This window comes from Calditrichota bacterium (assembly GCA_016867835.1).
Taxonomy (GTDB): Bacteria; Electryoneota; AABM5-125-24; order Hatepunaeales; family Hatepunaeaceae; genus VGIQ01.
Genome location: VGIQ01000082.1, coordinates 1 through 12,457 on the forward strand (window position 1 = coordinate 1; position 12,457 = coordinate 12,457).

General features: G+C 53.0%; 6 protein-coding genes and 1 tRNA gene. 2 read left to right on the plus strand and 5 right to left on the minus strand.

Annotated elements, in window-relative coordinates:
• Positions 1 to 80: 80 nt before the first annotated feature.
• The 3 genes from FJY67_08730 to FJY67_08740 form a co-directional block, all read right to left on the minus strand.
• Positions 81 to 728: an NADP oxidoreductase gene (locus FJY67_08730; GenBank protein MBM3329538.1), complete on the minus strand. Its 648-nt coding sequence runs from the start codon at positions 726 to 728 to the stop codon at positions 81 to 83.
• A 236-nt stretch (positions 729 to 964) separates the two neighbouring features.
• Complete coding sequence (locus FJY67_08735) at positions 965 to 2,713, minus strand: hypothetical protein (protein MBM3329539.1); 1,749 nt, start codon at positions 2,711 to 2,713, stop codon at positions 965 to 967.
• 43 nt (positions 2,714 to 2,756) lie between these two features.
• Complete coding sequence (locus FJY67_08740; protein ID MBM3329540.1) at positions 2,757 to 3,404, minus strand: hypothetical protein; 648 nt, start codon at positions 3,402 to 3,404, stop codon at positions 2,757 to 2,759.
• Positions 3,405 to 3,771: 367 nt separating this feature from the next.
• Between FJY67_08740 and FJY67_08745 the strand changes: the two genes are divergently transcribed.
• Both FJY67_08745 and FJY67_08750 read left to right on the plus strand, forming a co-directional pair.
• Positions 3,772 to 3,847: transfer RNA gene (locus tag FJY67_08745), tRNA-Asn, on the plus strand.
• A 1,148-nt stretch (positions 3,848 to 4,995) separates the two neighbouring features.
• Complete coding sequence (locus FJY67_08750) at positions 4,996 to 6,999, plus strand: DUF1565 domain-containing protein (GenBank protein MBM3329541.1); 2,004 nt, start codon at positions 4,996 to 4,998, stop codon at positions 6,997 to 6,999.
• Here the strand turns inward: FJY67_08750 and FJY67_08755 are convergent.
• Positions 6,992 to 8,632, minus strand: a complete 1,641-nt coding sequence (locus FJY67_08755; protein MBM3329542.1) for a right-handed parallel beta-helix repeat-containing protein — start codon at positions 8,630 to 8,632, stop codon at positions 6,992 to 6,994. The genes FJY67_08750 and FJY67_08755 overlap by 8 nt on opposite strands.
• Positions 8,629 to 11,910 (minus strand): T9SS type A sorting domain-containing protein, encoded by a 3,282-nt coding sequence (locus FJY67_08760; GenBank protein ID MBM3329543.1) that lies wholly within the window; start codon positions 11,908 to 11,910, stop codon positions 8,629 to 8,631. The genes FJY67_08755 and FJY67_08760 overlap by 4 nt, the downstream gene beginning before the upstream one ends.
• Positions 11,911 to 12,457: the final 547 nt, after the last annotated feature.

The following is a 12,457-nucleotide window of genomic DNA, read 5'->3' on the forward strand; positions in this document are numbered from 1 at the left end:
GACGCGGTTCTTGTCAACCAAACGAGCGGGATCGAGGCTTATCATCGTTCTTTGAACTTAAAATGTCTTTGCTGCAGCACCTAACTCACCACCTTGATGTTGAAATTTGGATTCCCCTTGGCAAGCATTACCTGGACCCAAAAGAGAACGTAGGCTTCCATACCGCGGGCTGCAATGAGGCTGCCAAGGTCGATGATCGACTTCCAGCCGAACCAGTTTTGGAGATGATTCGATACTTGAGCCTTGGCATCTGAGTCGTTGCCGCATATAAAGAGGTCGTGGTCGCCGGGGATATGGCCTGGTTCGACCATCACACCTGCGGTGATAGTGTTGAGTGCCTTAACGACCTTGACATATGGAAAGGCCTCCTGAATTGCCTCGGCCAGCGAGTGATCGCCCTTATGCAGTAGCGATGGCGGCATCCCCTGTGAGAAGTCCAAAGGGTTGGATACGTCGATGAGCAACTTGGCGCCGAGTGCTTCCGCACTGACCAAGTGCAGCGAATCGAGGACTCCGGCACCGTGAATACAGTTGAAGATGACCTCGCCGAGGGATGCCGCATCCCTGAACGACCCGGCGATGCCTTTGGGGCCGACGGACGATGCCCACTCTACGGCCTTTGGGTTCGAGGTTGACCGCGCTCCGAGGACGACCTTATGGCCACGTTCGACCAGTTTGGTGGCGATCGCGATGCCGACCATCCCGGTTCCAAGGACTCCAATAGTCATAGTTCCTGCCTAAATAGACTGCCATCCTTATCCCACCTCTGCCAAGGCTTGCGCTGTCAGAGGCTGTTTGCAAGGCAATACGAGTAGCAATGCCGACCATTAGAGGGATAGGGCCGTGTTGTCGTACATCGTTGCGAAAGTCCAGTTCCGGGTATTGGAGGTGACTAAAAGAGCGCAGGCTTCGGGATGCGGTTCCCGAAGCCTGCTTGAATCAGCCCTCTGACCTTGTCTTAGTCTCACCCACCCCGCTCGTAGTCGTTGGCTTCGTCGCGGTTCAACTGATACCAATACTGCAAGGTATCGGTGTTTGCCTCGATCCTACGCGTCCAGGGGGTGTTGGCGGTGCGGGTCTGGCCACGGAATGTATAGGTGCCCTTGAAGTAGTAGGACTTCCCAACCTCAAGCCCGCTCACTGCAATCCGCCCCTGCTGCACCGCGCCGATGGAACGCCAGCGAGAGGTGTCGGCGGCGTCGGCGATCTGGGCATAGAGGCCCGAGGGCTGGATATCAGATGGCTTCCGGCCTTCCGGCATCTTGCCATAGACATGAACGGTGATCGTTTTCACTTCAGGGAATGGCCAGGAATCGCTGATGGTCAGGATGTTGCGGAATTCGTTGAATCTGCCGTGAACGTTCGCTGTTTCCCCGGGCAATGGGAAAGCATAATCATCCTCGTCCTGACCCCGAAGGCAAACAGGAAAAGATACCTCCTCTGCGAATTGTGCCCCTGCTAAACGATACATCAATGCATCCGTAGTGTCGGAATAGTTGTTTGGGCTTCCGAGGTTATAGTGCAAAGGCTTGCCCCATATACCCCTCCAGCTGAAATTGTACCATCTATCAGGAGCGAATTGCAGGAACACCTCGCGCTCATCCATCGCCGGCCAGATCACAAGCACTGCAAGAAAGTTGTCTTGCAAGCCGAGCAATGCTATTATAAGATTAAGAAAGAGCCAATTCTCAAAGGCTCCATCCGCGCCGCTGATGACGAACTGGCCCGATTTGCGCGAAGGCACCGGGGAGAGTCCGGTGAATCGAACCGTGAAGTTGCCGCTGCCGTCGGGACCTTCAAGGATGCCTTCCGTGCCTCCCGTCGCGGCGCCTTCCTCGTTAGAGTTGTAGAGCGCGATAGTATCGCCCGCGACAAAGTTAGTTCCGGTTCGGGGATTGAGCGTTCCACCAGGAATTTGGGTGGAGAAGTCGATCGATCCGTTCTCCAGCGTCCCGGTTCTGCCGTTCTCATCCACAGCATAGAGTAGACTGCTGGTGATGGGGAGTATAGGCTCGCCGGATTCAGTTCGAATATTGAGCGGGCCTCCCGGAATCAAAGCCTGTGCGCTGCCGGTGTTGTCGCTTGCCAAATTGCCGTGAATGAAGGTCACGTCGATGTCACCTCGCAGCGGTTGCCCGCTCGCGGTGACAAACCGCGATCCGGCGCCGATGGTGAGGGTTGTCGCTGCGCCGCTTCCTACCGCGGGCGGAGGTGTAACATTCAGCGGAGATGTCAGTATGCCATTGTTGCTCGTCGTTCCGCCCACCTGAACGCCCTGCACTCCGGGCGGAAGGTTGTTGACGTCGGTTGAGACCATCCGGATTTCAAAGGAGGATTGCTGGTTAGCAACCTCGAGATAAGCGGCGGCAGGCAGGTAGCCGTCTGCCTCGGCGTAGATCAACAGACGTTTGGGCAAGGCATTCGATACCGGTAGGGTATCGTTGATCGCCATGACAACGAAGCCCGACTGGGTGGTCAAGCGGGTGGTGCGGTTGTTGAGCAAATCGACAACCGAGAGCGAATCTGGACCGCCGACGTTGATGGTGACCTGAGAAGTGATCATTCGGCCGAACGAGTCCTTGATCTGTCCGCCGATGACGGCGCCGGTGGAGGGCATCGTAACGCGGACCTCGAGGTCGGCGGTAGGGTCGGTGATGGTGCAGCCGACTAGGGCTATCAACCCGGCTGCGAACAATGGGAAGTATTTGTTCATTATGTTCTTTCGAGATTAAAGGACGTTGACGTAGGGTTGACGCCTAAAAGTGGAACGAGAAACCAAGGGATGCGACGAGCCAGGTTTTGGCGCCGGAAAGACTATCCTCGATCTTGGGCGCCTCGGCTTCCATAGCCTGCATCATCTTGGTTCCTTTCATCGTGACCGAGGGGGCATTCTGGAACATTGCGCCGATGTCGAGGTTTAATCCGAAGAACTTGCCCGGTTCGGTCGCATTGCCCCAACCGAAACCGATGTAGGGTGCCATCGGTTCCCAGTCGATAGTCGCTTCCAGCTCTCCCTGATCTTCGGGAGTGAGGCTGCGACCGCCGACCGTGTAGGTTTTGGTTGACTTGATGACGCCTACGAAGTTGTTGCCGTTGTTGACGATGCCTCCGCAGAGTCGGAAGACGCCGTTCCAAGGATGCCAGTCAAGGATTACTGACCATGAAGAGAGGTTGAGGTCGGCTTCGTAAGCCATGTCTTTGTCTTCGATGTCGCCGTCCAGTTTGTAGGTGAACTGGTTGAGTGCGCCGCGGACGGTCCATTTGCCGTAGATGCGCTTTGAGAGTTCGACGCCGGCTCCGAGCGAGCCGCCCTTGATGCCAAGCGCGACGCCGAGGTCGGCCTGGGAAGCAGACGAAATCAGCATGATGAGTGCCACTACGAGGACGAAACGGAATCTATGCATGAGATAGACCTATGGATTGGGTTGGAGAGAGCTTATGCAAATGGTAGTTATACGAGTGCAGAAGCGGGTTGTTTGAACTAAGATTGGATTACAGGGACCATGAGGATGGAAGTGCCTACTCGCGGCACATTATGTAGGCAACCGAGGCATGGCTATTGCAATGGCGGCGGGCTGGGAAGGCGAGACGGCATATTGGGGAGACAGTCTGCCAATCTGTCAGACAGCCGTCAGGCAAGTATTGGGTGGGAAAATCGCGGGGTGTCTCTCCACTTGAGTCAAGAGACTTGCGAATGGCTTCTACATGGCTTATAATTAAGGTTTGCCGACTTGTGTTGCCACGTGCATTGGCACACATTGGTAAGATGATTCCCCGGTAGCTCAATCGGCAGAGCGGGTGGCTGTTAACCACTAGGTTGGCGGTTCAAGTCCGTCCCGGGGAGCCGCGTTTTTCAAATACCAATCTGGACTGCGAGTTGGTTAACAGTAAGCCCTGAGGACTTCGGTCTTCAGGGCTTACTTATTTCTGCTTGCGGGGCAAGGATTTGCGAGGTTCGCCGCTCCCAACTAAAACTCTCCGTTTCGCAACCGTCTCGTGTGGTTGCCGAGTGCAACCCTCGTTTTTACCCTACTCGCACCTAAAACTCTCCGACTCTCACCTCACCGCCGCCGAATTGGTTAACAGGCTGGTTGCACACGGGGGTCGGCATAGAGGCGAACCCTCTTCATAACCACTCGCTCCCGCTTGAAGCATCCTCCCGACACGTTCTTCTCCTTCAGGCACAACATATGGTCGGAGGAAGAGTCTGACTTCCCGCTCACAGCCAGTATAGACGGCCGGTCGCGGCTCTATTTTGAGCGGGAGTTCGTCGCCTTCATCAAGATGCGGTTGAGGAAGTTAAAGGATTGGTGAGTGGCGAGGCTTGCAGGTTGGCCGCAATGGTGTTACTTTGGTGGTTACATTGTGAGCCGCGTTCCGAAACGCTGAACGGACGTTGACTCTGCCTTATAGCAAAGGCGGTACAGGCGTTTTGCAGGCATTGGGCTGAGTGCGTGGATTTACCCAAGGTCGTTCGTATCGCTGAAGGATTGGAGTCGTCAAATTACAGCTGATGAATGGCATGAAACGCCTACTGTAATGTGTTTGAAGGCAATATACCGGATGTCAGGTCGAGCCTCCGGACCCAACTTTTTTGCTCAGCGCGTCAAAAAGATGGCTCCAGACTTTGACAGGGCGAATGTCCATTCGTATCTTTGCAACAAAGATGAAAGGATGAGATCGTGAGGATGAGCTAGCGTCCACCACAATACTGCACAAACAAGCAGTATTTGTCCGACCTGCTCACTCAACCGATTTGATCGGCGCGCCGCCCTGTGATGCAGCGACCACCAAGCACCAGGATCGATAACGAGAGAATCCCGGTTTGCAGTCCGAACCCAGACATAGTTTCAGTCCGAAGTCGCATCGGTCAGGGCGAATCCAAACCCCGACCGACGATCGGACTTATCCCCATGAGACATCCCATGCCCCATCGGCGCGTTCGCGCGCATCGATGGAGCGCGTTGATTTAGGGCCACAGGGCTGACCTTGAAGTTGCTGGTTGCATTTTGCCTGATGATCCGATTGGCTCAAGCAACGGAAGTTTTTATCACGACTGATGGATCTGATCGTGATGGTGATGGGAGCGAACAAAGACCTTGGTTGACCATTGCTCAAGCGCTACGAGAGTTGGATGGATCGGCCGAAGACCCACTGACAATTAGGCTCGGTAGCGGCACTTATTCGAGAAGCGAAACTGGCGAGCAATTTCCGATTCGTTTGGAGTCGCACTGCCGGATAATCGGCGCAGGCATTGGAGAGACGATCCTTGATGCTGAGGGCGAAGGAAATGGAGTCAGGCAGGCTGTTATTCTGGACAGTCTGATTAACGTTCATCTAGAGGCATTCACTATTACCCGCGGCGGCGATCCCAATGCTGAGATAGGGAGGGATATGAACGTGCTATTGGGCGGCGGCGTAAAGGTGGCTTACTCGAATGCCATTACTCTGCGTCGCGTTAGGATTGAAAATTGCGTCAATAATGCCGGAGGTGGAATTTATTGCGGGCATTCAAGTAGGATTCTTTTTGCAGAATGTCAGTTTGTGCGTAATGAAGCAAAGCATTGGAACAGCGCATTGCGGGGAGGTGCGGGTATTTTTGTAAAGAGCGTGAATGATTTCGAAATGTCCTCTTGTGCTATTTTGGACAATAGAATAGATGATGTGGCTATTTGGACGGGAAGTGGGGGGATTATAGATCTTTGTAGCGATGTAAGAGTTATAGGCAGCGAAATCTCCGGAAACCGGCTTAGAGGCGGATACGATGGGCCTAACTATGCGGCTGGACTTGCGGTAGGTGCTGCAAATCGACTCCTAATATGCAACAACCAGTTTAGAGACAACCGGTTCACTGATAGCTTTGGTTTAGGAGTTACAGCGGGTTTAGGAGTCGCGCTATTCGTTAGCGGCGGCACGAATGTGCAGATATTTGATAATACATTTATTGATAACTACATAGAATCAATTGAGTACTCAGGATATTCGCTTTATTTAGTTGCAGAACAATTTTCCTTCACACGTAATCTTGTTGTTAGTGGCCGGCCAGCCAATACTAGCGCCCTAATGCTTTGGCCTTCGTGGGAGGAAGTAGGTGTCATTGCCCAAAATAATTTTATGGACGACGGCATTTTCCTTGTTGGCTGGGAAGGTGCTCAAGGCAATGGCCCTCCAACAATTAATTTTGGTGGGGGTGAAGGATGGGGTAATAATCTTCAGTATCTTGTCGGAATTAGGCGTGTGCCAATTCGACACCGCTATAACGCGATGTGGAACTATTGGGGTGAAGACGCTGATCCGATCCATGACCCCCGTGTTGTTAACCCTGCACCTGATACGGCTTTCTTTGTTGAACCATTTGTGCATAATCCAGTTCAAATTACCGAGGATATCTGTTACTCCGCTTTCAATCAGGGATATTATCAGATTACGGGCAGCGATGGCGATTCAATTCGAGGTGGTTTGATGCTTGCCAATCTTTCTCCAACTGAAGTAGATATAGGCATCAGAGGGACTTTTATTAATGCAATAGCATTCGCGCCGGCGTTGCTTCAAACCAATCTTGATTATCTGGAAACGGCCTTTCTGGCATTCTATTTTATTCCAGATACATTCGGTATTTATCGAGATACACTTGAGTTGACCATCAACATCGATGGCGAAGAGGAATTGCGCCGTCTCCCCATTGAAGGTCGCTATTTATCGAATGGTGTATTGGATGATTCCCTACCTTCGGTTCCGTTTGAACTCTGGAGCAGATGTTATCCCAATCCATTTAACTCATTAACATTCATCCAGTTTTCAGTCATTCGTTCCGAGAAAGTTAGCTTGTCAATTTATGATGCTTCAGGCCGCAGACTAATTTACAGGAGTTTAGGAGACTTCAATCCCGGTATCCATACTGTCGCATTTTCCGGAATAGAGTTACCGACTGGCATATACCTCTACTCATTAGGAATATCGCCAAGCGCTCGATTCGGAAGTTTTGAGATCCTTAAATGAACCTAGCACAAACGAAGGAGATCTGTTCCGGATCGCCTTCCAGATCACCGATCAGTATCCCTTCATTGTTGCCCAGGATGTTGTTACCAACGTTGGCAACAAAAAAATCGCCATTGATGAACTCAAATACAGATCCGGGTGCGATCTGCAAGTCCCAGTCGGCTCCGCCAACTTCAAGCGAGCCATTTATGCGATAAAACTCGTGAAAGCGAAGCACCTCGATAGGGTCTGCTGGAGGTTCGGGAGGGTTGAAGGTTTGGGTCTCGGGAACCCAAATGTAATCGTCGTAGTCGCCCTCATGGGTGGCAAAGCGGTTCGCAAACGGCCCCCCGAACGCCCCGATGTCGCTGCGCGAGCCTTCGGGGTCGAGAATTTCTGGATCGCCCGTGTCGATGGCCTTGGAGATTCCAGTGTCTTGTTGCCCCTTAGGATTCCATATCAGATGATAGTCTCCTCCTTCAAAGTCGACAAATTTCAGATCGCTCCCAACAAGGCAGCCATCACCTTCGTCGGCGCCGCCCGCAAAGGAACCGCCCTGACCAATGTCGTTGAATGTTGAATAATGAACCTCTCCCTCGGCATCACCAAGACCTCGCATCCCCGACCAACAATCGACAACTGTATTATTCCGAATGTCGCACCACCATGGTTCCTGATCACCGCCGTTTAGAGCAATGCCGGCGCCTCCCTCGGTAGAATAGCCTACTATGAGATTGTTGCGGATAATCGCATCGGGCGAGAACCAATTCAAGACTCCAGAAACTCCTCGCGCGTTTTCCGTCGCCTCGATGATGTTGTTGGCGATAGTGCCTGACCAGCCGTTTGCACCCTCTTCAACCCATATTGCGGGTTCGAAAGCACCAACGATCCGGTTATTGCGTAGAACTTCATTAAGATAACCCGGATCGTCTTCGCTAGGTGAATTCTGGCACCATATCCCGCCATTGCCATCTACAATCACATTGCCTTGAAACCAATACACCCCTCCCCAAAACGCCGCAAAGCCAAGCGCGTTGACAGACTCCAATAAACACCCTTCGACGAAGACCTGCGCATTGTCACCCTCGAGCCCGCATATAATGGAGGTCCCTTGGACGCCCAGCGCATGAACAAAGCCTATGTAGTTCCCGCTCAGCATGCGGTTCCGCCATTGACCTTCAAGGTCAGTGCGAGGATCAGTCCTTATCGTTATCCCTCCCCAATTCTGCCCAGCGGCATCCAGCGTCACCATATTCCCCCGCTCACCCAAAGCCTGAATCCGGCCGATGGCGTCGTCAGACTCGTTCACTGTGATGGTCAACGAGCCCTGGAAAGTCGCTGTGATTCCTGCGGCGAAAGAGATGGTGTAGACGATGTCGTCGAGTCGATCAGGAGGATCTTGCCAGCCATCATCAAATTCGGGTGGGAATTGGATGTTGCCTGCGAATTCGGTGTTGTTGGGAACTGTGTAAATCCCATTGTTGGCAGGATTGGCAAGAGCACGGTAGATGTCTTCTTCTGTCACAGCCTGTCCCCAGGAGTCGTTGACTGCGACCAGGGAAAGTATAATCACGCAGAGCGCGATGATGAGGTTGGTGTTGAGACGTTCCATTGTCGTTCTCCTTTTGAGTGGATGGTTGTTCGGTGGTTTCACTTGATTAGAACCAGTTTGCGCGTTTGGCGCTGCTTCTCGAACTCGACAGTCAGGACATAGAGCCCCGATTGGAACTGCCCTATGTCCCGATTAAGGAAATCGGACAAGGTGCGCCGGTGGACTCCGGCAGTAAGGTGGATGGTATGGCGGCCAATCCTCCGCCCGGTCACATCGTGGAGGCTGAAGGTTGTTTCTCCGTAATACGGAACTTCCACCGAAATGTTGGAGGCGAGGTTGAATGGGTTGGGGTAAGCCTGCCCGACCCGAAACTCCCGCGGCGGTCCAGCAAACGAAATCACCTCGTTCGGTTCAAGATATTCGTAGGACGTGCCGAACGGACCTCCGAAGAGCCCGATGTCGTTGACTGTGCCGTCCACATCGTTGAAAGTCGAATCGGGATTGCCGGCGTCGATCAGAGGTGAGTCGGCGTAGAGCCGGAAGTCGAGCGAGTCAGGACTGGCGATGCGCGGGTCGAGGTAGAGGTTAAAATGCGAATCTACCGAGTCGCCATTGGCGTTGGTTTGGGTGATGCGAGGGTCGAAGGAGGTGTCGTTCGAAATAACAGTAAAATCAAAAAACGAGTTAAAGCGGATACCGCCGGTCCGATTCCGGTAGGAATAAAGCAAAGTATCCACATCTGCAAACACGTTATTTTCGATCCTTAAGTTGGCACGGAAGCGCTCATCAAAATTATTCCCATACCAAGTGTAAATTGCAATATTGGCATCTTTCACCATATTATTGTAAATAAAAGTGAGCCGGTCGAATGGATACAACTCTAAAGCACGCTCTCTATTGGTGCAAAAAATGTTATTTGTTATATTCATATAATTGGAACCTATCAAACTGACACCAATGCTGCTTTCTGAAAATACATTGTTTCTGACAATAACGGTGTCGTTTCCTACATCATGATAGGCTCGAGTCCTAAATCCGCCTTTGAAACTATTGTTGTTAACAAGAATCTGAGCTTCATCCCGAATCCCAGGTTGCCCAAACCAAACAAAGGCACTGATTGAATCGTTATTGTGTATATGGATGCTGTCTGGCAAAGTGAAATTCATAGAAACTTTGGCGTTGCCTAGAACACTACCTTTGCCCAAGATGTAAACTCCACCGCCCATATTGTTACTTACGACCGTTCGCATTGTAGACCCATGCGCAGAAAGCCAACTGTTTGAAAGCGTAGAATTTCTGAGCATAATATTGCAGTTATAATTCGTGTAATCACTGCTAATATTACTGAAGTTGCAGAATGCGTATTCGCTGAAGTTCTGCGGATTTGCGGCGAATCCAAGAACACGTTGAGTGCCTGTTGAATCTACTGTAGCAATAAATATGCTATCTCTCGCTGTCCCCACCGCTTTGATGCTCCCCATCAACATCAGCATCGACTTCGCCCTTCCCGCCAGACCGTCATTCCGATTGTCGAAATAGAGCCTTGTCCCCGGCGGCAACACCAGCGAGTCCCCCGCCGGCACCCATGCCGTATCTGCGACAATAAAAGGCGATTGCTCGATGTCGAGCGTCCCCCGCACCACCCCGGTCAAGACCCGATAGGGATAGACCATCACCCGCACCGACAAGGTGTCCTCGTGCTCCCGGTCGTCACGAGCGATCACCCGAAAGACGAAGTCCTCCTGACCCTCCGGCACCACCCCCGACACCACCAGCGAATCCCGCACCAAGTCCCGCCTCTGCTCGACTTCCAGCCATTCGGGAAGACCTTCGAACTCGATCAGCAACTCCTCGCCTTCATCGACGGCGCGGGCGACGTAGCGAAAGGTCTCGTTCCAGCCGATGTAGTAATCCCATCTCCGGTCGAGCGCCGGCGGTTCGCCGTTCTCCTGGTCGAACGGGAAGCAGCCGATGTCGGCGCGTGTGCCGTCGGGGTCGTGGGGCGAGTTGGGGTCGCCGGCGTCGATGCAGGGCGAGTCGGCGCGAAGACGGTAGTCGAAGGGAAAGCCGCCGCGCTGGCGAGGATTGCCTACCTGGTCGTTAGGAAGCAGGTTCTCCCTTGCGCCATAGACTTCGCCCACATTCCCAAAGTAATTATAACCTCCACCGGAAATCGCTATTCTGCTGTCAACTGCACGATCCTGCCCGTAGAGGCTGCCAACTATGTTGTTTCTTAGCGTCAGACGATTGCCAGCAGAGTCCATTCCACTCCAAGTTATCACTGAGTTTGCTCGTCCCCGATCCACATTGACGATAGTGTTGTTCACAAGCGTAACAATGTTGTTGGCGCCGCTCAATCCGAACAAGCCAAGATTGCGTGTCGCTGTCAAACGTGAGTTGCCAGTGCAGCCGAAGCCGGCGACGATGTTGCCGGTTGCATCGGCGTTGCGGGCGTTGTTGAAGGTGATGCTGCCCGCTACATTATCCCGGCAGACGACCCGCGCATTCCCCGCATTGAGATAGGTGATGGGACGGTCGGAGCGGTTGCGTTCGACGACGGCTTCCTGCAATGCGCGGTTCAGGTTGTCGGTTGTGATACCGATATCGATGTTCTCTCGAACGAACACTCGCCGGCACTCCCTGAATAGTAGAGTAGGCCGCCGAAGATTGTTCCCTACTTGCAAGGCTTCGCCAGTGTTGCGCTCCGCCAGACCTTCCCGGCACTGAAACCTCGCTTCGATGCGGCCAATAAGGCGATTGTCGCTGAAGAGGACGCTCGCCCGGTCGTAGGAACCCAAGCCCCGATTCCACCCCAAAAATACTTTGCCATCCGGATCTCGGGAAACAAACGTGGAATTAGTTACCGACACCCAGATGGGGCGGCTTTCAACAGCGTAGCTATTCTCAAAAAAGTAGCAGTTCTGCACTTCCAGGAAGGTGTCGTCACGCATACCGATGGCAACAATGAGGGAATCGAAGCGGCAGAATTCAAAGCGGACGGTGTCTTCGCCGGTGTTCAGGATGAGCGATCCCGCGACGACCGAGTCGGGCTGGTGGAAGCGGATGGTGTCCTCTTCGGTGCCGATGGCGGTCAGGCGTCCGTCGATGAGGAAGGGCTGCTGGCGGTGGAGGATGACTTCTACGCCGGGGCGGATGGTGAGGCTCTGACCTTGCTGGACGTTTGCTGCGCCGGTCTGGATGTAGGGGCTGCCGTCGACCGTCCACACGCCCGACACCTCGCCCTCGAATTCGGTTTGGGCGAAGGCGGCGGCTCCAAGTAGGGCAAGAAGACCTGAAGCCAAGTGCGGAGCGCGGGTATGTTTGCTGCCGCCGGTCATCTTGAAGACAAGATACGAACCTGGACAGCGAGATGCAAGCAAGAGGCTCTCCAGGGAGATGAGGAAGTGCGCCGCTTAGTTCGACACAGATGTCGATACTGTTCCCACCGCCGGAGAGCGAATCGTTCGCTAATCGTTCACCCCGCCTCAGCCCCCTTTTTCCGGAATCGTTCGCTCCGCTCGAAAAGATGTGAACGATTCGCCGCAAATGCCCGCCAGCATTGAGAGTAATCGTTCGCTCGGAGCTTTCGGTAGGCCTCATTTTGCCCCGAATCGTTCGCTAATCGTTCGCTCGAATCGTTCACTTTTAGGGTTAATCGTTCACTTCATGGGATTTTGGGGCTCTTTTTTGGGATTTTGGCCGGTTTTCGCGAGATTAATCGTTCGTTTCATGGGATTTTGACGAAAAAAGGGCTCGGAAGGCGACCCGAGGGCGGAGTCGGCGCCGCCGGCTTAACGCCAAATCACTATTAACAGGTGCATAATATAGTAGGATATTGATATGATTTTTCGTATATTGATTGAATTGTATTGTCTTGTCAACGTGTTTACAATCAAGCAGCTTTTGGAGCCGCGATAAGTCGTTCTG

Excerpts from the sequence above, each read along its gene's own strand:
- FJY67_08730 (MBM3329538.1), bottom strand. The coding sequence starts at position 728 with ATGACTATTGGAGTCCTTGGAACCGGGATGGTCGGCATCGCGATCGCC.
- FJY67_08735 (MBM3329539.1), bottom strand. The coding sequence starts at position 2,713 with ATGAACAAATACTTCCCATTGTTCGCAGCCGGGTTGATAGCCCTAGTC.
- FJY67_08740 (MBM3329540.1), bottom strand. The coding sequence starts at position 3,404 with ATGCATAGATTCCGTTTCGTCCTCGTAGTGGCACTCATCATGCTGATT.